General features: G+C 75.5%; 21 protein-coding genes, 3 pseudogenes and 1 riboswitch. Of the genes and pseudogenes, 13 read left to right on the top strand and 11 right to left on the bottom strand.

Going from position 1 to position 23741, the window contains the following annotated elements:
* Positions 1 to 77: 77 nt before the first annotated feature.
* Positions 78 to 806 carry a ZIP family metal transporter gene (locus ACOBQU_RS30080; RefSeq protein ID WP_423631332.1) on the top strand — a complete coding sequence of 243 codons (729 nt, stop codon included), beginning with the start codon at positions 78 to 80 and terminating at the stop codon, positions 804 to 806.
* Positions 807 to 826: 20 nt separating this feature from the next.
* Here ACOBQU_RS30080 and ACOBQU_RS30085 read toward each other — a convergent pair whose 3' ends face one another.
* From ACOBQU_RS30085 to ACOBQU_RS30120, 8 genes and pseudogenes are all read right to left on the bottom strand, one after another.
* The gene (locus ACOBQU_RS30085) at positions 827 to 2242 is read right to left on the bottom strand and encodes a cobyrinate a,c-diamide synthase (RefSeq protein WP_423631334.1); all 1416 of its coding nucleotides are present in this window, start codon (positions 2240 to 2242) and stop codon (positions 827 to 829) included.
* Positions 2236 to 2835, bottom strand: a complete 600-nt coding sequence (gene cobO / locus ACOBQU_RS30090; RefSeq protein WP_423631336.1) for a cob(I)yrinic acid a,c-diamide adenosyltransferase — start codon at positions 2833 to 2835, stop codon at positions 2236 to 2238. Before cobO ends, ACOBQU_RS30085 begins: the two co-directional genes overlap by 7 nt.
* Positions 2835 to 4881 (bottom strand): annotated as a pseudogene (locus ACOBQU_RS30095) (putative cobaltochelatase). Before ACOBQU_RS30095 ends, cobO begins: the two are co-directional and overlap by 1 nt.
* Positions 4882 to 5010: 129 nt before the next feature.
* Positions 5011 to 6519 (bottom strand): cobyric acid synthase, encoded by a 1509-nt coding sequence (locus tag ACOBQU_RS30100; protein ID WP_423631338.1) that lies wholly within the window; start codon positions 6517 to 6519, stop codon positions 5011 to 5013.
* The gene (locus ACOBQU_RS30105) at positions 6516 to 7577 is read right to left on the bottom strand and encodes a cobalamin biosynthesis protein (protein WP_423631340.1); all 1062 of its coding nucleotides are present in this window, start codon (positions 7575 to 7577) and stop codon (positions 6516 to 6518) included. Before ACOBQU_RS30105 ends, ACOBQU_RS30100 begins: the two co-directional genes overlap by 4 nt.
* A gap of 143 nt (positions 7578 to 7720) precedes the next feature.
* A riboswitch (cobalamin riboswitch) is annotated at positions 7721 to 7802 on the bottom strand.
* 160 nt (positions 7803 to 7962) lie between these two features.
* Entirely contained in the window at positions 7963 to 8190 is a 228-nt protein-coding gene (locus tag ACOBQU_RS30110) for a hypothetical protein (protein WP_423631342.1), read from the bottom strand.
* Positions 8187 to 9478 (bottom strand): annotated as a pseudogene (locus ACOBQU_RS30115) (inorganic phosphate transporter). Before ACOBQU_RS30115 ends, ACOBQU_RS30110 begins: the two are co-directional and overlap by 4 nt.
* A 212-nt stretch (positions 9479 to 9690) precedes the next feature.
* Complete coding sequence (locus ACOBQU_RS30120) at positions 9691 to 10428, bottom strand: lysozyme (RefSeq protein ID WP_423631344.1); 738 nt, start codon at positions 10426 to 10428, stop codon at positions 9691 to 9693.
* Positions 10429 to 10670: 242 nt separating this feature from the next.
* Between ACOBQU_RS30120 and ACOBQU_RS30125 the strand changes: the two genes are divergently transcribed.
* From ACOBQU_RS30125 to ACOBQU_RS30135, 3 genes are all read left to right on the top strand, one after another.
* Positions 10671 to 11396: a class II aldolase/adducin family protein gene (locus tag ACOBQU_RS30125; protein WP_423631346.1), complete on the top strand. Its 726-nt coding sequence runs from the start codon at positions 10671 to 10673 to the stop codon at positions 11394 to 11396.
* Between the two features lie 148 nt (positions 11397 to 11544).
* Positions 11545 to 12696 carry an alpha/beta hydrolase gene (locus ACOBQU_RS30130; RefSeq protein ID WP_423631348.1) on the top strand — a complete coding sequence of 384 codons (1152 nt, stop codon included), beginning with the start codon at positions 11545 to 11547 and terminating at the stop codon, positions 12694 to 12696.
* A 159-nt stretch (positions 12697 to 12855) separates the two neighbouring features.
* Positions 12856 to 14313 (top strand): hypothetical protein, encoded by a 1458-nt coding sequence (locus ACOBQU_RS30135; RefSeq protein WP_423631350.1) that lies wholly within the window; start codon positions 12856 to 12858, stop codon positions 14311 to 14313.
* 19 nt (positions 14314 to 14332) lie between these two features.
* On the opposite strand, the gene ACOBQU_RS30140 is transcribed toward ACOBQU_RS30135, so the two are convergent.
* Both ACOBQU_RS30140 and ypfJ read right to left on the bottom strand, forming a co-directional pair.
* A complete protein-coding gene (locus ACOBQU_RS30140; RefSeq protein ID WP_423631352.1) occupies positions 14333 to 14746 on the bottom strand; it encodes a VOC family protein in 414 nt (137 codons plus the stop codon).
* Positions 14747 to 14851: 105 nt separating this feature from the next.
* Positions 14852 to 15742 carry a KPN_02809 family neutral zinc metallopeptidase gene (gene ypfJ, locus ACOBQU_RS30145; RefSeq protein ID WP_423631354.1) on the bottom strand — a complete coding sequence of 297 codons (891 nt, stop codon included), beginning with the start codon at positions 15740 to 15742 and terminating at the stop codon, positions 14852 to 14854.
* A 232-nt stretch (positions 15743 to 15974) separates the two neighbouring features.
* On the opposite strand from ypfJ, the gene ACOBQU_RS30150 reads away from it, so the two are divergent.
* From ACOBQU_RS30150 to ACOBQU_RS30165, 4 genes are all read left to right on the top strand, one after another.
* Positions 15975 to 16646: a hypothetical protein gene (locus ACOBQU_RS30150; protein ID WP_423631356.1), complete on the top strand. Its 672-nt coding sequence runs from the start codon at positions 15975 to 15977 to the stop codon at positions 16644 to 16646.
* Positions 16647 to 16843: 197 nt separating this feature from the next.
* Entirely contained in the window at positions 16844 to 18442 is a 1599-nt protein-coding gene (locus tag ACOBQU_RS30155; RefSeq protein ID WP_423631358.1) for an ABC-F family ATP-binding cassette domain-containing protein, read from the top strand.
* Between the two features lie 441 nt (positions 18443 to 18883).
* Positions 18884 to 19105, top strand: coding sequence for a helix-turn-helix domain-containing protein (locus tag ACOBQU_RS30160; protein WP_384797773.1), 222 nt, complete (start codon positions 18884 to 18886; stop codon positions 19103 to 19105).
* 248 nt (positions 19106 to 19353) lie between these two features.
* Positions 19354 to 20166 carry an enoyl-CoA hydratase/isomerase family protein gene (locus ACOBQU_RS30165; protein ID WP_423631360.1) on the top strand — a complete coding sequence of 271 codons (813 nt, stop codon included), beginning with the start codon at positions 19354 to 19356 and terminating at the stop codon, positions 20164 to 20166.
* Between the two features lie 19 nt (positions 20167 to 20185).
* On the opposite strand, the gene ACOBQU_RS30170 is transcribed toward ACOBQU_RS30165, so the two are convergent.
* Positions 20186 to 21079 carry a nucleopolyhedrovirus P10 family protein gene (locus ACOBQU_RS30170; RefSeq protein WP_423631362.1) on the bottom strand — a complete coding sequence of 298 codons (894 nt, stop codon included), beginning with the start codon at positions 21077 to 21079 and terminating at the stop codon, positions 20186 to 20188.
* Between the two features lie 127 nt (positions 21080 to 21206).
* Between ACOBQU_RS30170 and ACOBQU_RS30175 the strand changes: the two genes are divergently transcribed.
* The 5 genes and pseudogenes from ACOBQU_RS30175 (at position 21207) to amaP (ending at position 23665) form a co-directional block, all read left to right on the top strand.
* On the top strand, positions 21207 to 21653 hold the full coding sequence (locus tag ACOBQU_RS30175; protein WP_423631364.1) for an Asp23/Gls24 family envelope stress response protein: 447 nt from the start codon (positions 21207 to 21209) through the stop codon (positions 21651 to 21653).
* 156 nt (positions 21654 to 21809) lie between these two features.
* Entirely contained in the window at positions 21810 to 21995 is a 186-nt protein-coding gene (locus tag ACOBQU_RS30180) for a hypothetical protein (RefSeq protein WP_138959002.1), read from the top strand.
* A gap of 3 nt (positions 21996 to 21998) precedes the next feature.
* Positions 21999 to 22393 (top strand): annotated as a pseudogene (locus ACOBQU_RS30185) (Asp23/Gls24 family envelope stress response protein).
* Entirely contained in the window at positions 22390 to 23076 is a 687-nt protein-coding gene (locus ACOBQU_RS30190; RefSeq protein WP_423631366.1) for a DUF6286 domain-containing protein, read from the top strand. The pseudogene ACOBQU_RS30185 and the gene ACOBQU_RS30190 overlap by 4 nt, the downstream one beginning before the upstream one ends.
* A gap of 7 nt (positions 23077 to 23083) precedes the next feature.
* Entirely contained in the window at positions 23084 to 23665 is a 582-nt protein-coding gene (gene amaP, locus ACOBQU_RS30195; protein WP_423631368.1) for an alkaline shock response membrane anchor protein AmaP, read from the top strand.
* Positions 23666 to 23741: the final 76 nt, after the last annotated feature.

The following is a 23741-nucleotide window of genomic DNA, read 5'->3' on the forward strand; positions in this document are numbered from 1 at the left end:
GCTGGGGCGTCAACCATGACGGGGTCCTCTCGGTGGTTCGGTTAGCGCTTGCGGGAGCGATCGGCTAGCAAGGGCGCATGGCGGTGTTCGTGGCGCTCGGCGCGTTCGTGATGACCCTGCTCGGCGGCTGGACGGCCGGGCGCGTCACCGACCGGCGGCATCTGGTCCTGGGGCTCGCGGGCGGGCTGATGCTGGGCGTGGTCGGCCTCGACCTGCTGCCGGAGGCCCTGGAGGCGGCGGGCGGCCCGGTGTTCGGGGTGCCCGCGGCGCTGCTCCTGACCGTCGCGGGCTTCCTGTTCGCGCACGTCGTGGAGCGGCTCCTGGCGCTGCGCCAGGCCGCGCACGGGGCGGACGGGCACGGCGGCCGCACGCCCGAGGTGGGCCTGACGGCGGCGGCCGCGATGGTCGGGCACAGCGCCATGGACGGCGTCGCGATCGGCGCCGCGTTCCAGGTGGGCGGCGGCATGGGCGTGGCCGTGGCGCTCGCCGTCATCGCCCATGACTTCGCGGACGGCTTCAACACGTACACGATCACGCGCCTGTACGGGAACGCCCGCCGCCGGGCCCTCGCCATGCTGTTCGCGGACGCCGCGGCCCCCGTGGTGGGCGCCGCGTCGACGCTGCTGTTCACCATTCCGGAGCAACTGCTCGGCGGCTATCTCGGCTTCTTCGGCGGCGCGCTGCTCTACCTCGCCGCCGCCGAGATCCTGCCCGAGGCCCACCACGACCACCCGGCGCGCTCGACGCTGCTGTGCACCATCGCCGGGGCGGGCTTCATCTGGCTGGTGGTGGGCCTGTCCGAGTGAGCCCGGACCGCTGCCGCCGCTCATCCGGCCGCGCACCTCGCCACGAACCGGCGCGCGATCCCGGGCTCGGCGGCCCAGTGCGTGTGCAGATAGCTCGCGTGCACGCCGTCCTGTACGAAGCCCTCGACGCGCCGTACGGGGGCGCGCAGCCCCCAGGCGGGCGCGGCCCCCGCGCCCGGTTCGACGGCCGTGCGGTGGAACTCGTGCCCGCGCATCCGGGTCCCCGCCACCGCGAGCGCGCTGTCGGACACGGCCACGGCGTCCCGGTACCCGAGCGTCAGCCGCTCCGTCATCCGCGCCGTCACGTCGAGCACCCCGCACATCGGCTTGCCGTCCAGCTCCCGCGCCAGATACAGCAGCCCCGCGCACTCGGCCGCCACCGGCGCCCCACCGGTCGCCAGCCCGGCCACGGCCTTCCGCAGCGGCTCGTTGGCGGACAGCTCCGGCGCGTACACCTCGGGGAACCCGCCCCCGATGACCAACCCGCGCGTACCGGGCGGCAGTTCCTCGTCGTGCAGCGGATCGAACGGTACGACCTCGGCCCCGGCGGCGGCCAGCAGCTCGGCGTGCTCGGCGTACGAGAACGAGAACGCGGCCCCGCCCGCGAGCGCGACGACAGGGGCTTCGGCCCGCCCGGCGTGTGCGGACGAGGCCGAAGGCCGATCAGGGCGCGGAGCCTCCTGGGCGCGGGAAGGGGCGGGCACGGAGGCCTCCCGGCAGGGATCCCACGCCGCCCCCGCCCAGGCCCCCGCGCTCCGCGCCAGCGCCAGCACCGCCTCCAGGTCGCACCCCTCCCGCACCTGCGCGGCCAGCGCCGCCACGGAGGCGACGGCCTCGGCCCGCCGCTCGGCGACCGGCACAAGACCCAGGTGCCGCGACGGCGCCCGCACCTGCGGAGCCCGCCGCAGCGCGCCGAGCACCGGCACCCCGGAGGAGTCAAGGGCCTCGCGCAGCAGCTCCTCGTGCCGGTCGGAGCCCACCTTGTTGAGGATGACCCCGCCGACCCGGACCTCGGGGTCCCACGAGGCGAAGCCGTGCACGAGCGCGGCCACGGACCGGGACTGCGACGAGCCGTCCACCACGAGGACCACCGGCGCGCCGAGGAGCTTCGCCACGTGCGCGGTGGACGCCAGCTCGCCCTGCCCGGCCGCCCCGTCGTACAGGCCCATCACGCCCTCGACGACGGCGAGGTCGCACCCGGCGGCGCCGTGCGCGAACAGCGGGCCGATCAGGTCGGGCCCGCACAGATAGGCGTCCAGGTTGCGGCCCGGCCGCCCCGTGGCCAGGGCGTGGTAGCCGGGGTCGATGTAGTCGGGCCCCACCTTGTGCGGGGACACGGCGAGCCCGGCCTCCGTGAACGCGGCCATGAGCCCGGTCGCGACCGTCGTCTTGCCGCTGCCGGACGACGGCGCCGCGATGACGACGCGCGCTACCACTCGATGCCCCGCTGACCCTTCTGACCGGCGTCCATCGGGTGCTTGACCTTGGACATGTCGGTGACGAGGTCGGCGTACTCGACAAGCGCGTCCGGCGCGTTCCTGCCGGTGATCACCACGTGCTGCGTCCCGGGCCGCTCCTTGAGGACCGCCACGACCTCCTCGACGTCGATCCACCCCCAGTGCAGGGGGTAGGCGAACTCGTCGAGGACGTACAGCCGGTAGGTCTCGGCGGCCAGGTCGCGCTTGACCTGCGCCCAGCCCTCGCGGGCCTTCTCCTCGTTGTCCAGCTGGCCGTCCCGCTGCACCCAGGACCAGCCCTCGCCCATCTTGTGCCAGTCGACGGTGCCGCCCTGCCCGCTGGCGCCGAGCACCCGCAGCGCGTTCTCCTCGCCGACCTTCCACTTGGCCGACTTCACGAACTGGAACACCCCGATCGGCCAGCCCTGGTTCCAGGCCCGCAGCGCGAGCCCGAACGCGGCGGTGGACTTGCCCTTGCCGACGCCCGTGTGCACCAGCACCAGCGGCCGGTTCCGGCGCTGACGGGTCGTCAGTCCGTCGTCCGGTACGACACTCGGCTGTCCCTGCGGCATTACGCGGCCCTCCTGTGGTCACCCTGAACATCCCGTACGAGCCCGGCGATGGAGTCCGCCCGCAGCTCGTCCAACGTCACCGCGGTCCCGCCCAGCTCACCGGCGAGCTTCCCCGCGAGCCCGAGCCGCACCGGCCCCGCCTCGCAGTCGACGACCACGGACGCGTACCCCTCGGCGGCGAACAGCCCGGCCGCCCGCGCGGCCCGCGCCACCGGCTCCACACCGCCGGTCGCGCGCCCGTCCGTCACCACGACGACCAGGGGCCGCCGCGCCGGGTCCCGCAGCCGCTCCACGCGCAGCACCTCGTGGGCCTTCAGCAGCCCGGCCGCGAGCGGCGTCCGGCCGCCCGTCGGCAGCGACTCCAGGCGCGCGGCGGCGGCGTCCACCGACGACGTCGGCGGCAGCGCGACCTCCGCGGCCGTGCCGCGGAACGTCACCAGGCCCACCTTGTCGCGCCGCTGGTAGGCGTCGAGCAGCAGCGACAGGACGGCGCCCTTGACGGCGCCCATGCGCCGCCGCGCCGCCATCGAGCCGGAGGCGTCCACGACGAACAGCACCAGGTTGCCCTCGCGCCCCTCCCGCGTCGCCTGCCGCAGGTCGTCACGGCGTACGACGAGCCCGGTCCCGGACCGGCCGCGCGCCCGCTGGTGCGGCGCCGCCGCGAGGACCGTCGCCGCCAGGTGCAGCTTGGTGAGCGCCCCTTGGGGCCGCCGGGCGCCGGTCGTGCGGCCGTGCTCGGTGCGGGCCCGCGAGCGCCGCCCGGCCGCGCCCTCGCCGAGCCCCGGCACGCTCAGCACCTTGGTGCGGAACGGCTCACCGGCCCGCACGGGCTGCTGCTCGGGGGCGCCGGGGGCCACGGGGGGCGGGCCGTCGGCGGTCTCCTCCCGCGGGGGCGTGCCGGGGGACTGCGGGGCGTCCGGGCCGGGGGCCTGCGGGGCAGGCCGCCGCCACCGCCGCCCGGGCCGTCGTCGTCACCGTCGCCGTCGCCCTCCCCGGACCCCGGGGACTCGGGGACTCAGGGGACTCGGGGGTGTCGTCGCCGAACTCCTCCAGGGTCTCGTCGAGCTTGTCCTCGTCCAGGCCGGGCGCGTCGAAGGGGTTGCGGCGGCGCCGGTGCGGCAGCGCGAGCAGCGCGGCCTGCCGCACGTCCTCGGCGAGCACGTCCTCGCGTCCCGCCCAGGCGGCGAGCGCGGTGGCCGTGCGGGCCATCACGATGTCGGCCCGCATCCCGTCGACCTCGAAGGCCGCGCAGGTCGCCGCGATCTGCCGGAGCGCCCCGTCGCCGAGCCGGACCCGGGGCAGCAGCTCCCGCGCCGCCACGATCCGCTCCCGCAGGGCCCGCTCCTCCGCGGCCCAGCGCGCCACGAAGGCCTCCGGGTCGTCGTCGTACGCGAGTCGCCGCTTGACGACCTCCACGCGCTGGTCGGGCTCGCGCGAGGCGGCCACCTCCACGGTCAGGCCGAACCGGTCGAGCAGCTGCGGCCGCAGCTCGCCCTCCTCGGGGTTCATGGTGCCGACGAGCAGGAAGCGCGCGGCGTGCCGCACGGAGACGCCTTCGCGCTCGACGTACGAGGCGCCCATGGCGGCGGCGTCCAGGAGCAGGTCGACGAGGTGGTCGTGGAGCAGGTTGACCTCGTCGACGTAGAGGATCCCGCGGTGCGCGTCGGCGAGCAGACCCGGCTCGAAGGCCTTGACGCCCTCCGCCAGGGCCCGCTCGATGTCGAGGGCGCCCACCAGCCGGTCCTCGGACGCGCCGACGGGCAGCTCGACCATGCGAGCGGCCCGGGCGACCCCGCCCCCGGCCTCGTGCGGCCCGTCCGGGCAGCCCGGGTCGGGCGCGCCCGGCGCGCACGAGAACCGGCACCCGGCGACGACGTCCACGTCCGGAAGCAGCGCGGAAAGCGCCCGCACGGCGGTGGACTTGGCGGTCCCCTTCTCACCGCGCACCAGCACACCGCCCACGGCGGGACTGACCGCGTTGAGCAGCAGGGCGAGCCGCAGGTCGTCCTGCCCGACGACGGCGGTGAAGGGATAGGGGGTACTCACGCGACCTCCAGCGAAGCTTTGAGCCCGTCCGGCGTTTGAGGACGAGCCGCGAAGCGGCAATGAACGGGGGCCCAGGGGCGGAGCCCCCTGGTTTCGGGAAGGGGCGGGACCGGGGAGCCCCCGGCAGGGTCACGACGGTGCACCCGGCGGCACAAAGGGCAGCCCCGCGGGCGCCCCACCCTCGATGAGCCGCAGCAGCGCATCGGTATCCGCGTGCTCCTCGACCAGGTCGCCGAGCAGATCCAGCTGCTCCTCCCGCAGTGCCCCGAAGCTGGTGTCGGGCGCGGCGACGAACCGCCGCCCCGCCGCCCGCGCCACCTCGGCCAGGAACCGCCGCCGGAACGCGTCGCTCTCCAGCGACCCGTGCCAGTGCGTGCCCCACACCTCCCCGACGCGGCACCCGTCGAGGAAGGGCTCGCCGCCGAGCACCTCGGCGACGCCGTGGTGGATCTCGTACCCCTCGACGGGCTCCCCGAGCGCGCTGCCCACGGGCCGGGCGAGGGTCTTCTCGCGGGCGAACCGCACCCGCACCGGCAGCAGCCCCAGCCCGTCCACGGCCCCGGCGCGGGACTCCACGTCGTCCTCGATGTGCTCGCCGAGCGCCTGGAAGCCGCCGCAGATCCCGAGGACCGGCCGCCCCTCGGCGGCCCGCCGCGCCAGCGCGTCCGCGAGCCCGCGCTCACGCAGCCAGGCCAGGGCCCGCACGGTGCCGCGCGTGCCCGGTACGACGGCGAGGTCGGCGTCGACCAGCTCCTCGGGGCGGTCCACGAACCGGACGACCACGCCCGGCTCGGCGGCGAGGGCGTCCACGTCGGTGAAGTTCGACATGAGCGGCACCGCGCACACGGCGACGCGCAGCACGTCCTCGCCCACCGGCGGCGCCACGACGGACTCCCGGACCGCGCCCCGCAGGGACACCCGCAGCCCGTCCTCCTCGTCGATGCCGAGCCCGTGCCGGTACGGAAGGACGCCGAAGGTGCGCCGCCCGGTGAGCCCGCGCAGCATGTCGAGCCCGGGTTCGAGCAGCGACACATCCCCGCGGAACTTGTTCACCAGGAACCCGGCGACCAGCTCCTGATCGGCCTCGCCGAGCAGCGCGACGGTCCCGAAGAACGAGGCGAAGACGCCGCCGCGGTCGATGTCGCCGACCACGACCACCGGGAAGCGGGCGGCCCGCGCGATCCCCATGTTCACGATGTCGGTGCGCCGCAGGTTGATCTCGGCGGGGCTCCCGGCCCCCTCGCAGATCACGGCGTCGTACGCGCCCCGCAGTTCCTCGAGGCACCCGACGACGGTGTCGAGCAGCGCCTGCTGCCTGCCGCCGTGGTAGCCGCGCGCGCTCATCTCGCCCACCGGCTTGCCCATGAGCACGACCTGGCTGGAGCGGTCGCTGCCCGGCTTCAGCAGGACGGGGTTCATCAGCGCCGACGGCTCGACGCGGGCGGCCTGCGCCTGCATGGCCTGCGCCCGCCCGATCTCGGCGCCCTCCCGCGTGACGAAGGAGTTCAGCGACATGTTCTGCGCCTTGAACGGCGCGACGGACACTCCCTTGCGGGAGAGCCACCGGCAGATCCCGGCGGTGACGACGCTCTTCCCGGCATCGGAGGTCGTCCCGGCGACCAGCAGCCCCCCGCTCATGCGGCTCCCTCTCCGTGTGCCCGCCTGGGCAGGCGGCTCCCGTTGCTGCGCGACCCCGCCCGCGGGCGGTCCTCCCCGCGTCCCGGCCGGGGCACCGCTCCCGGTGCCGGGCGGCCCTTGGCCAGGCGCCCGGCGAGGCCGCCCCGGGCGGCCACGGCGGCCCCCAGCGCCAGCCAGCTCACCCGCTGCGACAGCCGTACGGCCCGCTCGATGTCCGCGACGACCACGTCCCGCCCCCCGGCGTTCAGGACGGGCCGGTGCTCGACCCGCCCCCCGTACGACAGCGTCCCCCCGAGCCGCACCCCCAACGCGCCCGCGAACGAGGCCTCGACCACCCCGGCGTTGGGGCTGGGGTGCCGCCGCGCGTCCGCGCGCCACGCGCGCACCGCGCCGCGCGGGTCGCCGCCCGCCGCGGCGGCGAGCACGGCGGTGAGCCGGGCCCCGGGCCAACCCGCGACGTCGTCGAGCCGGGCGGACGCCCAGCCGTAGCGCCGGTAGCGGGCGGACTTGTGGCCCACCATGGCGTCCAGCGTGTTGACGGCCCGGAACCCGACGAGTCCGGGCACCCCGGCCGCCGCGCCCCACACGAGGGCGCCCACGACGGCGTCGGAGGTGTTCTCGGCGACGGACTCCACCACCGCGCGGGCGATCCCGGCGGCGTCCAGGGCCTGCGGGTCGCGCCCGCACAGGTGCGGCAGCCGCTCCCGGGCGACCGCCAGGTCCCCGGCCTCCAAGGCGCCGCCGATGGCCCGCGCCTCCCGGGCGAGCGAGGTCCCGCCGACGACGGCCCAGGTGGCCGCCGCGGTCAGTCCGACGGACGCGGCGGCGGAGCGGCGGGCACCGCGCGCGGCGAGCGCGCCCACGGCGGCGGCGCCCCCGGCGCACACCGCGGTGTGCAGCGCCCCCCAGCCGCGGTGGTCGCGCCACAGCACCCGCTCGACGGCGGCGGCCGCACGCCCGAACGCGGCGACCGGATGCCCCCGGCGGGGATCGCCGAGCAGCAGGTCACCGAGGAGTCCGGCGGCGGCACCGTACGCGAAGTCGCGATCGGCACGCATGGAGTCAGCCCGCCGCCGCTCGTGGCAGGCTGCAGGGAAGGCTCGACCCGTGGGGAGCCCCGGCGGGAAACGGCGGTCGGCCGCGCATGTGCTGTGTCCTCACTCAGGGTGTCCGCGCCCTGGTTCGACGTGACAGGCGGCGAGAGTTCCTGGCTCCCGGGGAACGCGGGGGCGTTCCGCCGGTGACAGTGGCGGGACCGCGCCGGATTCGCACCGGACTTCCTCTGCTGCCGCCGTGATGGCCTCGGCAGTCCACCATGCCCGTCAGCGCCCGTCAACTCGCGGTTGACCTGCGACGGGGCGGCGCACGCCGGGCGGAAAAGGGAGGGGCGGCGCCCGGTGAGGTCACCGGGCGCCGCCCCTCGCCGTCGTACGCGGACCGCCGTCAGACGACGATCAGGTAGATCCCGTACGCCACCGCGGCCGCGCACAGCGCGAAGCACGCGTACGCGCCCACGCGGGCCGGGAGCGCGGCGGTGCCGCCGCCCGCGGTGCGGGCCTGCTCCTGCTTGGAGAGGCCGACGATGCCGAGCGTGAACACGCCCACGAGGGCGACGGTCACGACGAGGCTGACGCCGAAGACGGAGCCGAGGGCTGCCCAGTCGATCTTCATGGTGCTGCTTCCTTAGACCGTGGCGGGCCGGGCGGGGTCCGCCACGGGCGCGGGGAGGGGGCGGTGGTCTCGGCGGCGTCGGCCGGGGCGGCCAGCGGGCCCGCCGGGGGCGGGGTGACGGCGGCGATCGCCGTGGTCACGACGCCCGCGGGCTCGGCGTCCCGCGCCGGGGCGCCGGGCGCGCCGATCTCGTCGGCCGTGACGTTGGTGTGGTCCACCGGCTGGCGGCGGGACAGCTGCCAGATGACGGCGGAGCCGCCGACGAGCAGCCCGGCCGTGACCGCGACGCCCCAGTCGCCCTGCTTGGTGAGCAGCTCGGCGCCCGCGCCGACCAGACCGGCGGCGGGCAGCGTGAGGCCCCACGCCATGAACATGCGGCTGGCCGTGGACCAGCGGACCACGCCGCCCTTGCGGCCGAGGCCCGCGCCCATGACGGCGCCGGAGCAGACCTGGGTGGTGGAGAGGGAGAAGCCGATGTGCGAGGAGGCGAGGATGGCGGTGGCCGCCGACGTCTGCGCCGCGAAGCCCTGCGGCGGGGCCAGCTCGGTGAGGCCCTTGCCCATGGTGCGGATGATGCGCCAGCCGCCCAGGTAGGTGCCGAGGGCGATGGCGAGACCGGCCGAGACGATGACCCACATCGGGGGTTGGCGCCCGGGTTGAGCACGCCGCCGGTGATCAGGGCGAGCGTGATGATGCCCATGGTCTTCTGCGCGTCGTTCGTGCCGTGGGCCAGGGAGACCAGGCCCGCCGAGGCGATCTGCCCGGCGCGGTAGCCCTTGCTGGTGGCCTTCTCGTCCGTGCGGCTGCTGATCCGGTAGGTGAGCCGGGTGGCGAGGGACGCCGCGATGCCCGCGACGAGCGGGGCGGCGATCGCGGGGAGCAGCACCTTGGTGACGACGGTGCCGCCGTTCACCGACGACCAGCCCATGGACATCACGGCGGCGCCGATGAGGCCGCCGAACAGGGCGTGGGAGGAGCTGGAGGGCAGGCCGAGCAGCCAGGTCAGCAGGTTCCAGAGGATCGCGCCCACCAACGCGGCGAATATCACCTCTGTCTTCAGGCCGTCCTCGTTGATGATCCCGCCGGAGATGGTCTTGGCGACTTCGACGGAGAGGAAGGCTCCGACGAGGTTCAGCACGGCGGACATGGCCACCGCCGTCTTGGGCTTGAGGGCGCCGGTCGAGATGGTCGTGGCCATCGCGTTGGCTGTGTCGTGGAAACCGTTCGTGAAGTCGAACACGAGAGCGGTGACGATCACGATCCCGAGGAGAAGCGTGATGTTTTCCATTTACCCAGGCTTCTGTTGGACGTCAGTGGCTCGTGGACCGTAGGCAACCTGAGTGAACGGAAAGTGAACTGGACAGGGCCTTGGGGTGGCCCATCGGGGGATGCCGTGGCTCCACACCTTTCCGGCTTACACCCGCGTGCGCCTCGGCGCGGCGGCGGGGACCCGGCACAGGCCCGGAATTAGGCCGATCGAGGGACGTCCCGCCCCCTGGCTCAGCCCCGCGCGAACCGCCTGAGCTGGGTCGTCGTGCCGTGGAAGAGATCCTGGTCACCCGGCAGCGGTCCGCGCTCGGCGTGCTGCCAGAACGTCCAGGACGACCAGCCGCTCGGCAGCGGCCCGGGCGCCGACGACCAGCGCGCCAGCCACAGCGGGTGGTCGCCGAAGGCGCGGCTGGCGCCGGTGCAGTCGTTCCACCAGCGCGCGGTCGTGTAGATCACCGGCCTGCGGCCCGTGCGGCGCCTGACCCCGTCGCTGAACTCCCGGATCCAGTGGACCATGGCGGCCCGGCTCAGGCCGTAGCACTTCCGGTTCCCGTACGGGTTGTGCTCGATGTCGAGCGCGGGCGGCAGCGTCCAGCCGTCCGCCGCCCAGGCGCCGCCGTTGGCCGTGAAGTGCGCGGCCTGCCGGGCGCCGGAGGACCGGTTCGGCAGCGCGAAGTGGTACGCGCCCCGGATCAGGCCGACGGCGCGGGAGCCGTCGTACTGCTGCCGGAAGTAGGGATTGCGGTAGGTGTGGGACTCGGTGGCCTTCACATAGGTGAACATCGCGCCCCGGTCCTTCGCGCGCTGCCAGTCGACGTTCCGCTGGTGCGAGGACACGTCGTGGCCGCGGGGGCGGCCCGCGGCCGTCCCCGGAGCCTCGGCGAAGGCGGTCGCGCCGAGCGCGAGCGCCACCGCGGACGCGGCGAGGACCCGGACGCGGCGACGCGCCGGTACGCGATCACGAGCCATGTTCTCCCCCGGTGGCGAGCCCTGTTCTCCCCCGCTGGCGCCCCGCGCGCCGATGCGATGGCGGCGGGTGCGGCAGATCGCCGCGAGAGCGGTGCGGCGGACCTCCGCGAGAGTACTGAACCCTCCCGGCCCCGGGGCGCCGTCCCGCGCCGACCGGTACAACGTTCAGCCAATCGGCCGGAAGCCCCTCCGCCCGCGGACGCACCGGTGCCCCGCCGACCGCCCTTTGGCAGGATCGCCGCATGACTGAGCAGCGGCAGCACACGCCGGGCCGGGACACGGCCCATGGAGCCCTCGCGCGAGCCTGGGACGCACTGGTGGAGACCGCCCGCCGGACGGTGACCGACGGCCTCGTCGTCGGCACCTCGGGCAACGTGTCGGCGCGCGTCGGCGACACCGTGCTCGTCACGCCGAGCGGCGTCCCCTACGACCGGCTCCGCCCCGCGGACGCGGTCGGCGTCGCCCTCGACGGCACCCGGCTCTTCGGCGCGCTCACCCCGACCAGCGAACTGCCCATGCACCTGGAGATCTACCGCACCACCGGCGCCCGGGCCGTCGTCCACACCCACGCGGTGCACGCCACCGCCGTCTCGACCCTGGTCACGGAACTCCCGCCCGTCCACTACATGACCGCCGCCCTGGGCGGCCCGGTCCGCGTCGCCCCCTACGCCCTGTACGGCACGGACGAACTGGCCGCGAACATGCTCACCGCCCTCCGCGACCGCACGGCCTGCCTCCTCCAGAACCATGGCACCGTCGCCTACGGAGACACCCTCGCCCAGGCCTACGACCGCACCGCCCAACTCGAATGGATGTGCCGCCTGTGGCTGACGGCGACGTCGGTACCGGGCGGAGCGCCCTCCTTGCTGACGCCGCAGCAGCTGGCCGAGGCGGGCGGCAAGCTGAAGGGGTACGGCCAGACGGACGCGGCCCGTCCGGCGAGCGAGGACGAGCGCGCGGCGCGATGAAGGGGGGTGCCAGGAGGCGCGGCCCCCTGGTTCCGGCAAACGCCAGGGGGCGCGGCCCCCTGGTTCCGGGAAAGGGGCGGACCGGGGGGCGCCCCGCGAGGCCCCCGCCCACTGGCCGCGCCCGCCCCCACCGCAGACACTGGAACGCGTGCGCCCAGCCAAAGGAACGGCCACCGCCGTCACCGCAGCAACCGCCGCCGCCCTAGGCATCGGCTCAGCCCTGGCCATCGCCGCGGGCCGCTACGCGAGCGACGCCGCCCTGAAGGCGTCGGCCCACCAGCCCCTGCCCACCGAGCCCCGCCTCACCGTGCACGCGACGGCCGCGGGCCGCATCACCCTCACCCGCTCCCTGGCCTCCCAGCGCCCCGGCGTCTACGGCCTCGCCGGTGACGGCGGACACGCCGTGGTCGGCCCGGTTCTGGAGGCGGCCGAGACGTCCGCGGACACGGTCGTACGCCGTCTGGAGCGCGTCACGCGCGGCGCCCTGGAGCCCGGCGCCAAGGTGTGGCTCACCCCGCAGGTCCACGTCGGCGACCCGCGCGGCGCGCTCGGCATCGACCACACCGACGTGGAGATCCCCGGCGAACTCGGCGCGCTGCCCGCCTGGTTCGTGCCCGGCGCCCGCGACACCTGGGTCATCGCCGTGCACGGCCTCGGCACCACCCGCGAGCACCCCATGGTCGTCCTGGACTTCCTGCGCCGCCTGCACCTGCCGGTGCTCGCCCTCGGCTACCGGGGCGACCCCGGCGCGCCGCCCTCCCCGGACGGCCTCGGCCACCTCGGCGAGTCCGAGTGGCGCGACCTGGACGCGGCCATCCGCCACGCCGTGCGCCACGGGGCCCGCGCCGTCGTCCTGCACGGCTGGTCGACCGGCGCCACGATGGCGCTGCGCGCCGCCGCGCGCTCCCCGCTGCGCGCCCGTGTCTCGGGCCTCGTCCTGGACTCGCCGGTGCTCGACTGGCAGGCGACGCTGCGCGCCCTCGCCGCGGCCCGCGGCACCCCGAGCCCGCTCCTGCCGCTGGCCGTGCGCGCCGCCCAGGGCCGCACCGGCCTGAGCGGCGGCCACCCCTGGGACGGCGCCGCCCCGGGCGGGCCCGACGCGCCCCGCGTACCGACGCTGGTGCTGCACGGCCCCGACGACGCCGTCGCCCCCTGGGCGCTGTCGCGCCAGATGGCCGAGAAGAACCCCGGGCTCGTGACCCTCCACCCCGTTCCGGATGCGCCCCACGGGGCCATGTGGAACGCCGCGCCCGCGCGCTACGAGGAGGCGCTGCGCCGCTTCCTCACCCCCTTGATGTGAGACCGCGTCCACACTCCCTGACGGGCGTCTCCGCGGGCCCGCCGACGGGCCGGGAGCCCGCCTGGCGCCGGGCCGCCGGGCCCTCGCGGCGGCGGTGTCCCGGACCCCCGCGCGGGATTCCGTTTGGGATTTCGGACCGTCAACAGGAAGACTGCTCTCGTGACGTCCCGTAACCCGCGCGACTCCCGGCTGCACCTCGTCCGCACCCCGTCCCCGCGGGCCGAACGGCGAACGGAGGCGGAGCGCGGCCGCACGCGCGGCCCCCTGCGCGCTCCCGGCGCGATCGGCAAGGCCCGTGCGCGCCGCCCCGCGCCCCCGCCACCGGAGGGCACCCCGGCCCCCGCCGAGCTGGCCCGCATGGCGCGCGGCGGGCTCGCGGGCGCCGTCCGCGCCGCCCGCTGGGCCGAGAGCGCTCTGCGCCCCGGCGTCGGAACGCCCGCCCCGGCCACCGTCACGAGCCCGCCCCAGGCCACCGGCGCGCTGTCCGACGCCGCCGCCGAACAGGCCGCGGCCGAGCTGGAGGTGACGGTGCACCAGCTCCGCGCCGACTGGGACGCCGCCCGCCTGGCCGGACTGGTCGAGGTCCACGGCGACAGCGTCCGCGCGGGCTGGCGGCTGCGCGCCTGGGACCGGGACGACGCCGCCGTGCTCCGCGGCTGGGTCGCCCTCTTCGACGCCTGGTCGCTGGTGCACCCCGCGCCCGCCGAGCTGCCGCCCGCCGCGGTCGCGGAGACCGTCGAGGCCGTCCCCCAACTCCTGTCCTTCCTCCAGCTGTCGGCGGGCCCCGTGCCCGTGCCGCAACTGCTCGACCTGCTCGACCAGCGCGTGCGGGAGCTGCGTACGGAGCGCTGCGAGATCCCCCTCGGCCCCCAGGAGGAGCCGCAGGACCCGGCGCCCCCGCTGCCCGAGCTGCTCGACTGGGCCCTGCGCGCCCTCGCCGCCGTCGGCGCGCTGACCTACGCCGACGCGCAGGCCACGCTCACCCCGCTCGGCAGCTGGGCGGTGTGGGTCAAGCTGGAGCAGATCTGCGTCGCCGCGCAGAGCCCCGCGGGCCACATCGAGCAGGCCGCCGAGGACATGCTGCGCGGGTGCGCCCGGCTGCGGCCGAACGCGGCCCGCGCCGAGTACCGCGCGTGGCTCGCCGCCCGCGACGTCGGCAGCGCCGTCACCGAACTCCTCGACGCCGCCCGCGGCGACGACGCCCTGCTGCGCGGCCTGGCCTTCGAGGCCCTGCGGGTCGTCGGCGCCCCCGCCGAGCCGGACGTCCGCGCCGTGGTCGCCGAGCCCTCGCTGCGGCCGTACGCCCTGCTGTGGCTCGCCGAGCACGAGGGCACCGACCCCGAGGACGTGCACCTCGTCCTCACCCGCGAGGAGTCGACCTGGCTGTGGGTGGACACCGCGGCCGCCGTCGCCGACCACGGCGAGGCCGAACTGCTGGTCCGCCATCTGGACTCGGCACCGCAGCCCACCGTGCCCGCGCTGCTCGACGAGGTGCGGGCCGTCGGCCATCCGCGCACCGTGCAGGTCCTGGTGGCGCTCGCCGCGGCCCACCCGGACCCGGCGCTGGCCAAGGCCGTGCGCCGAGCCGCGTTCCAGGTGCACACCGGGGGAGTGTGACCGGCCGGGGGAGCGGGCGTCAGACGGCGGCCTCCGGGGCGTACGTCCCGAAGCTCCAGACGTTGCCCTCGCGGTCCCGGGCCAGATAGTCCCGCGAGCCGTAGTCCTGGTCCGTCGGGGGCGTGAGGATCTCCACGCCGTGCTCCGCGGCGCGCTGGTGGTGGGCGTCGACGTCGTCCACCACCACGTAGATCCCGCTCGGGCCCGCGTCCTTCATCTTCTCGGCGAAGACGCCCTCGCGCCCCTTGGAGCCGAGCATCACCACGCCGTTGCCGTGGCTCAGCTCGGCGTGCAGGACCGTGCCGTCCTCGCTCTCGTACACACTCGTCTCGGTGAAGCCGAAGGCCTCCGTGAGCTGGGTGATCGCGGCCTTCGCGTCCGCGTACAGCAGTGTGGGGCAGATGCTGGGCCGTCCCCTGGCAGCGCCCGTCATCGCGCTCACTCCTTCCGCCGGGCCCCTCGCCGGGCCCTGGAGAGATGCCGTGTCTCCCAGCATGGCACCGGGGTCCGACAACGGCCCGCGGCCGCCTCGCGCGGCTCAGCGGAAGGTGTTGCACCGCGCCATGTCGCCGGTGCTGAAGCCCTCCTGGAACCAGACCTGGCGCTGCCGGGCCGAGCCGTGCGTCCACGACTCCGGGGTCACCCGGCCCTGGTAGCGCTCCTGGATCCGGTCGTCGCCGACCGCGGCCGCCGCGTCCAGGCCGTCGCGGATGTCGGCGTCCGTGAGCCGCGTGATCAGCGGCCGTCCCGTCGACTCGTCGGGCGTGCGCGTCGCGTTGTGCGCCCACACCCCGGCGTAGCAGTCGGCCTGCAGCTCCACGCGCACCGCGTTGCTGCCCTCGCCGGTCCGCCCGTCCTGGGCGCGGCGGAGCGTGCCCATCAGGTTCTGCACGTGGTGCCCGTACTCGTGCGCCACGACGTACGCCTGTGCGAAGGGGCCGCCGCTGGAGCCGAACTTGGTGCGCAGCTCGTCGAAGAAGCCCAGGTCCAGATAGACCTTCCGGTCGCCGGGGCAGTAGAACGGGCCCACCGCGGAGGACGCGGCGCCGCACGCCGTGCCCACGCGGCCGGTGAACAGCACGGTCCGCGCGGGCGCGTACTGGCCCTGGCGGCGGGTGAACTCCTGCCGCCAGTAGTCCTGGACGCTGTTGACCACCGCCACCGTGCGGCAGTCCTGGCGGGTGTTGGCGTCCTTGCCGGTGCGGCAGCTCTGCTGCACCTCGGCCGCGGACGAGGACGACGCGGCGGGTTCGCCGTCGCCGTCCGTGAGGCCCAGCTGGTCGGGGCCCACTCCGAAGAACAGGCCGAGCAGCAGCGCGACGAGACCGGCGATGCCGCCGCCGACGGTCGCCCGGCCGCCGGGGATCCGGCTGCCGCGCACGTCCTGCACCTCGGAGGTGTCCAGGTTCGCGTCGTCGTCGAACTGCATGGGCGCACCACCCTCTGCCTCGTCCGGACGACGTCCCGCCGCCCTGCGCCGGGGGCCCGGCCACTTCATCCTGGTACGCCCGCCCCCGACCGGCCCCGGACGGGGTCCGAACGGGGGACGCGCCCGCCGCCGCCCGCCGTGTCGCCCCCACCCCTCCGCTACGCTCTGCGCCTGATCCATGGCCAGGGGTAGCGAGATCCATGGCCAGAGGCAGCGAGAGGGGGGTGCCGCCGTGCCCCACAGGTCCCGGCTCCTCCTCTCCGTAGTGCTGGCCCTGCTCGCCGTGCCCCTGGTCACCGCCGCCCACCACGCGCGGCCCGCCCCCTACGGAGACCAGTTCCACGCCCACGCGCGGGCGCGGGGAGCGAGCGAGCCACGGGTGACGGGGGACGCCGTCGCGGCGTACGGGGCCGTCGACGGCCGGATCCGCTGGACGTACGCGCGTCAGGGGCGCCGCCCGTTCCTGACGCGGGCCGCCCCGGGGCACGCCCTCACGCTCTGGGACGACGGACTGGTCACCGACACCGGACACCGGGGAGTGCGCTGGCACCGGGCGGTCCCCGAGACCGCCGCCTGGCTCCGCACCCCCGGCGCGCACGGCGGCAGGGGAGCGCTGCGCCCCCTGGACCCGGCGTTCCGCATGCTCGCCGTGGTCACCCCGCACCGCGTCGCCGCTTACCGCACCGCCGACGGCGACCTGCGCTGGATCCTCCCCGCACGCGCGGGCTGCGCCTTCGCCCCCGCCCGGGCCCTGCACCGCGACGGCGCCCTCCTGCTGGCCCAGCCCTGCCGCGACCGCGCCGCCCCCTGGACCGCCCAGGTCGTCGCGGTGGACGACCTGGGCCGCATCGCCCCCCACCGCACCCCCCTGGGCAACGACCTGCCGGGCGAGCACCGGCCCTGAGGGCGGGGCGGACGAGGGGCACCGGCCGCGCGGCCGTCCGGCGAACACGCGCCGGAAATTCGGTTGCGCACCCCCGTTAGAATGGCCGCATGGCCATTCTCCTGCTGCATTAGACGGCTGCGCGGCGCGCCTCGCGCGGTTTCGCCCTGCCTTCCCTCCGCTTCCGCCGTCCTTGAATCCCGTCCAGGAGTCTGCCCGTGATCACCGCCTCCGGTATCGAACTGCGTGCCGGTGCCCGCATCCTCATCGAGAACGCCTCGTTCCGTATCGCCAAGGGCGACCGCGTGGGCCTCGTCGGCCGCAACGGCGCGGGCAAGACCACGCTCACCAAGTGCCTCGCCGGTGAGGGCATCCCGGCGTCCGGCACCATCACGCGCTCCGGAGAGGTGGGCTACCTCCCGCAGGACCCCCGCACCGGCGACCTCGACGTGCTCGCCCGCGACCGCATCCTCTCCGCCCGCGGCCTCGACGTACTGATCCGCAAGATGCGGGAGAACGAGGAGCGCATCGCCAACGGCAAGGGCGCCACCCGCGAGAAGGCGATGAAGCAGTACGAGCGCCAGGAGACGGAGTTCCTCACCAAGGGCGGGTACGCCGCCGAGGCCGAGGCCGCCACCATCGCCGCCGCGCTCAACCTCCCCGACCGCGTCCTCGGCCAGCCCCTGCACACGCTCTCCGGAGGCCAGCGGCGCCGCATCGAGCTGGCCCGCATCCTGTTCTCCGACGCGGACACACTCCTCCTGGACGAGCCGACGAACCACCTGGACGCCGACTCGATCGTCTGGCTGCGCGACTACCTGAAGACGTACCGGGGCGGCTTCATCGTCATCTCCCACGACGTCGACCTCGTCGAGACGGTCGTCAACAAGGTCTTCTACCTGGACGCCAACCGCTCCACGATCGACGTCTACAACATGGGCTGGAAGCTCTACCAGCAGCAGCGCGAGTCCGACGAGAAGCGCCGCAGGCGCGAGCGGCAGAACGCCGAGAAGAAGGCCGCCGCCCTGAACGCCCAGGCCGACAAGATGCGCGCCAAGGCCACCAAGACCGTCGCCGCGCAGAACATGGCCCGCCGCGCCGAGAAGCTGCTCTCCGGCCTCGAAGAGGTGCGCCAGAGCGACAAGGTCGCCAAGCTGCGCTTCCCCGAGCCCGCGCCCTGCGGCAAGACCCCGCTCACCGCCGAGGGCCTGTCGAAGTCGTACGGCTCGCTCGAAATCTTCACGGACGTGGGCCTCGCCATCGACAAGGGCTCCCGGGTCGTCATCCTCGGGCTCAACGGCGCGGGCAAGACCACCCTGCTCCGCCTCCTCGGCGGCGTGGAGAAGCCGGACACCGGAGAGGTCATCGAGGGCCACGGCCTCAAGCTCGGGTACTACGCCCAGGAGCACGAGACCCTCGACCCGGACCGCACGGTCCTGGAGAACATGCGCTCCGCCGCCCCCGACCTCGACCTGGTCGAGGTGCGCAAGGTGCTCGGCTCGTTCCTGTTCTCCGGTGACGACGTCGACAAGCCCGCGGGCGTCCTGTCCGGCGGCGAGAAGACCCGGCTCGCGCTCGCCACCCTGGTCGTGTCGTCGGCGAACGTCCTGCTCCTGGACGAGCCGACCAACAACCTGGACCCGGCCAGCCGCGAGGAGATCCTCGGCGCGCTGCGCACCTACAAGGGCGCGGTCGTCCTGGTCACGCACGACGAGGGCGCCGTCGAGGCGCTCCAGCCGGAGCGGATCATCCTGCTCCCGGACGGCGTCGAGGACCTGTGGGGCCAGGACTACGCGGATCTGGTGGCGCTCGCCTGACGCACGCCCCGGGCCCCTCGCCCGGCGCGCCGCCGGGCCCGCGCGGGCCGTGTGCCGCCGGGCCGCACGCGCGCGGGGCCGCCGGGGTTGCTTGATCGATGCAATGATCCACTCCGTATGGATCATTCGGCCCATCCGTGATCCTTCATCTGTGTGAGCCGCCCTCGTACCGAGGTGTGCGATACACGCATATCGGCGCCCGACGGGCCCCGGACGGCCCCGTTCCTCCGGCGCGTCGCTGACCTGCCGCTTCCCCGCCAAACCCGTTCGGCGGAGTGGATCGCGCGCCGCGCGAGCCGTGCGGAATCGTTAATTCCGCTCGTGAGGGCCCCGTCCTGGGCGGCCAATCGGACGGTACCGACCTTGTCGAATGGGTGGCCAGGAGGCTCAGGAGGGGTGATCATGGGAAGTCCAGAGCGCACTTCCCATGAGGAGGCACGGGTGGCCGAGACTCTGAAGAAGGGCAGCCGGGTGACCGGCGCCGCGCGCGAGAAGCTCGCGGCAGACCTGAAGAAGAAGTACGACGGCGGTGCGAGCATCCGGGCACTGGCGGAGGAAACCGGTCGCAGCTACGGATTCGTGCACCGCATGCTCACCGAGTCGGGTGTCGTGCTGCGCGGCCGTGGCGGAGCGACGCGGGGCAAGAAGGCCGCTTCCGTCTGAGGCTGCCTTCCGTCTGGCGTCGTCGTCCCTCTGACGTCGTCGTCCCTCTGACGTCGTCGTCCGTCTGACGTCGTCGTCCGTCTGACGTCGTCCGGCACCGCTCCGCGGCGACCGCTCGTCGGCCCTGACCCGCGTGGCCCGATGGTGGCCACCCGGTCGACGCCCTGCTCGACCGGGTGGTTACTGTGCAGTCACTTACGGGCGCCCTCCCGCGCCCGGACCCACGACTGCACCCATCGGAGGCACCCATGGCTTCGCCCGACAGCGGACCCGGCGGACCGGCACCGGTACTCGACAAGGACGGCGTGCGCCTCATCGTCGACGACGCCGTCGCCACGGTGACGCTCACCAACCCCGCCAAGCGCAACGCGCAGTCCCCCGCGCTGTGGCGGGCGTTGGCCGAGGCGGGCCGCGCCCTGCCGGGCAGCGTCCGCGTCGTCGTGCTCCGCGGCGAGGGCAAGTCGTTCTCCGCGGGCCTGGACCGCCAGGCGTTCACGCCCGAGGGCTTCGACGGCGAGCCGTCGTTCATCGACCTCGCGCGCGGCGACGACGACGTCCTCGACGCGACCATCGCCGAGTACCAGGAGGCGTTCACCTGGTGGCGGCGCAGCGACCTCGTGTCCATCGCCGCCGTCCAGGGGCACGCCATCGGCGCCGGTTTCCAGCTCGCGCTCGCCTGCGACCTGCGGATCGCGGCCGACGACGCGCAGTTCGCCATGCGCGAGACCAGCCTCGGCCTGGTGCCCGACCTCACCGGCACCCACCCCCTCGTCTCCCTCGTCGGCTACGCGCGCGCCCTGGAGATCTGCGCCACCGGCCGCTTCGTGGGCGCCGACGAGGCCGACCGCGTCGGCCTCGCCAACCTCGTCGTGCCCGGCGACCAGCTCGACGCCACCGCGCGGGACCTGGCCGCAGCCCTCCTCGCCGCGCCCCGCGACGCGGTCATCGAGACCAAGGCCCTGCTCCAGGGCGCCACCGGCCGTACGTACGACGAGCAGCGCACCGCCGAGCGCGCGGCGCAGGCCCGCCGGTTGCGCGACCTCGCGGGCCTCGGGGACTGACGCCCCCGCCGCCCGGCGGCTACTCCACCGCCGTGACCAGGACCGCCACCGACGGGTGGTCCGGCAGCGCGTCGCCGACGGCCGCGCGGACCGCGCGGGCCACGTCCAGGGCCCGGCGGTCGGCGGCCACCGCCAGCTCCAGGCGGATGTGGCGGCGTGGCAGGGCGTTCACCGCCGGGCGCTCCTCGATGTGGACGGCGCGCCCCAGGCCACCGAGCGCGCCGGTCAGCCGGGTCACGCCCGGCACGGCACGCGCGGTCCGCGCCACGCGGTCCGCGTCGGCGGCCACCGGCTCCTCACCGTCCATCGGCTTCTCGCCGTCCACGAGGTCGCCCCCGGACCGCCCCGCCGCCTCCGGTCCGGCGTCCGCGTGCTTCGGCTCGGCCTCCGCGTCCTCCGGTCCGGCGTCCGTGTGCTTCGGTTCGGCCTCCGCGGCGTCGGGAACGGCATCCGGCCCCGGGGCGGCACCGGCCGCGCCCGGCTCCTCCAGCAGTGCCGTCACCCGCAGGTCCACCCGCGCCACCACCAGGCCGAGCCGGTCCGCCGCGGCCGCCGCCAGTGCCGTACGCAGCCGGGCCGCCGCCACCGGCAGCGGCTCGCCCGCGGCCGCCGCCACGTCCCCGCTGATGCCGAGCGGCCCAGGCGGCAGCGCGCTCGGCGGCGCCGGGACCGCTGCCGTGTCCCCGGATCCGTACCCGTTCGCGGACAGCTCCCGCGCGGTGGCCGCCGGGTCGGCGAGGTCCAGGCGCACCGCCGTCAGGCGCACGCCCGTCACCCGCTCGGCCGCTTCCCGCAGCACTGTCGCGGCGGCCGACTCCGTCAGCCACGCCCCGTCCCCCGGACCGCCCAGGGGCAGCACCCGTCCAAGGCCGAGCTGGCGCCGCACCGCCGCGCTCCATCCGTCACCCGTCATGGCTCCAGCCTGCCCCATCCCGGGGCGCGACGGCGGAGCCGCGCTTAGTGTGGACGGAGGAACATCCCCTGTCGCAAAGGACTGACGGCGATGACCGGAACCGGACAGAGCGTGACGCCGCAGAAGCTTGAGAAGGAGTCGTCCGACGAGGCCGGGGAGGACCGGCGGGCCCCGGCGCGGGGGCGGTGACCCGGCGACGCGCGGGCGCACCACCATCGCGGACGGCGTCGTCGAGAAGATCGCCGGTCTCGCCGCCCGCGACGTGGTCGGCGTACACGCGATGGGCGGCGGGCTCGCCCGCACCTTCGGCGCCGTGCGCGACCGCGTGCCCGGCAGCTCGAAGTCCGTCACGCGCGGCGTGAAGGCCGAGGTCGGTGAGGTGCAGACGGCCCTCGACCTGGAGATCGTCGTCGACTACGGAGTGTCGATCGCCGATGTCGCCAAGGCGGTGCGGGAGAACGTCGTCACGGCGGTCGAGCGCATGACGGGCCTTGAGGTCGTCGAGGTGAACATCGCGGTGAGCGACGTGAAGCTGCCCGACGACGAGGACGAGGAGCAGCCGCGGCTCCAGTAGCCCACCGGCCGCACCTAGCCGCGCGGCGGCGGACCGGCACGGCTACCACGTACGACCGCGACCACGCGCACGACCGAGACCACGCGCGCAGCGAGCGAGACCACGCGCGCAGCAAGCACCCGCACAGCAAGCACGCGCACAGCGAAGGAGCGCACGATGAGCATGGCCGTCATCGGCATGATCGCCGGGATGGCCCTCGGCTTCGCCGGGTACTTCGGCGGGTTCGGGGCCTTCCTCCTTGTGGCCGCACTGGGCGCCATCGGCTTCGTCGCCGGGCGGTTCCTCGAAGGGGACCTGGAGCCCGGGGACTTCTTCCGCACGCGCGGCGACCGGCGGCGGTGAGCGGTGGCGACCGAGGTCGTGGGGCAGGTCGCGCCCGGTGAGCGCGGTGCGACCCGCGTCGCCGACCGCGTCGTCGCGAAGATCGCCGCGCGCGCCGCACGGGAGGCCCTCGGCGACCTCCCGCCGGACGCCGCGCCGCCGCACGCCACCGTCAGCGTCTCCCCCGGGCCCTCGGCTCCGCCAGGACCGGGGAGACCCCGACCGACCTGGCCCGCGTCCGCGTCAGCCTGGAGCTGGACTACCCCAGCGACATCGGCGCCCAGTGCGCCGCCGTGCGTCGCCACGTCACCCAGCGGGTAGAGGCGTTGGCGGGCATGGAAGTGCCCGAGGTGGCGGTCCAGGTGGAGCGGCTGCACTCGGCGCGGGCGCGGGCCGCCGCACAGGGGAGGACCCGATGAGCGACCCCCAGGAAGCCGGTGGGACCCAGCAGTTGCCCGCCGTCGAACAGGAGAAAGGCGCCGGAGCCGACCTCGACCAGTCGGCGTCCGCGGCCGCCTACCGGCCCCATCCCACCCTCACCCCCGACGACGAGGGCGACGGGGCCGGGCGCTTCTGGTCACGGCGCCGCGTGCCCGCCGCGCTGCTCGCGCTGCTGCTCCTCGGCGGCTCGGGCCTGCTCCTGTACGACGTCGTCGCCGTACGGGCCGACCACCCGGCGATGCGCTGGCGCCGCGAGCTGGCGCGCGAGCTGTCCGAGCGGCCCCTGGACGACACCGCCGTGCTCGTCGGCGCCGCCGTGGCCGCGGTGCTCGGGCTCTGGCTCGTCGTCCTCGCGGCCACCCCCGGCCTGCGGTCGGTGCTGCCGATGCGGCGCGGCCACGCCGACGTGCGCGCCGGGCTCGACCGCGGCGCCGCCGCGATGGTGCTGCGCGACCGGGCCCTGGACGTGGCGGGCGTGCGGTCGGTGCGGGTGCGGATGAAGCGGTCCAAGGTCGATGTGCGGGCCGTGTCCCACTTCCGCGAACTCGACGACGTACGAGGCGACTTGGACACCGCGCTCGCCGACGGCATCCACAAGCTCGGCCTCGGCAAGCAGCCCGCGCTCTCGGTGCGGGTGGCGCGGCCCGGCAGGAAGGGGTGAGCGCGGCATGCTGCGCACGGTGAACCGGGTGCTGCTCGGCCTCGTCGGCCTGGCGCTCGTGGTGCTCGGCGGTTCGGTCCTCGCCATCGGGCTCGGGGCGCGGCCGCCGTCCTGGTGGGTGCACGACGGCCGCCATGACGTGCTGCTCAGCGACGCCGACCGGACGCGGTGGCGGGAGGACGGCTGGTGGTGGCCGACGGTCATCGCGGTGCTCGCGGTGCTCGTGCTGCTGTCCCTGTGGTGGCTGACCGCCCAGCTGCGGCGCCGCCGCCTCGCGGAGGTCCTGGTCGAGACCGGGGACGGGCAGGGGGCGCTGCTGCGCGGGCGGGCGCTGGAGGACGTCCTGGAGAGTGAGGCCGCGGCGCTTGACGGGGTGGGGCGGGCGCGGGTGCTGCTCACCGGCCGCCGCCGTACTGCGCCGGAAGCGCGGGTCCGCCTCGTCCTAGAGGCCGAGGCGGTGCCCGCGGAGGCCCTGCACCGGCTGTCCACCGAGACCCTCGCCCGCGCCCGGGACTCGGCGGGCCTGGCGCGGCTCCCCGCGACGGTCCAGCTCCGCACCGCCAAGCACCGCCCCGGACGCGTCAACTAGCCCTTGCCGCCGCCTCCGTCGGCCCCCCAGACGCTTCCGCCGACAGCCTCCGGCGGCATGCCCAGCCCCGCACACG

This window comes from Streptomyces sp. G45, from assembly GCF_049542095.1.
Lineage (GTDB): Bacteria > Actinomycetota > Actinomycetes > Streptomycetales > Streptomycetaceae > Streptomyces.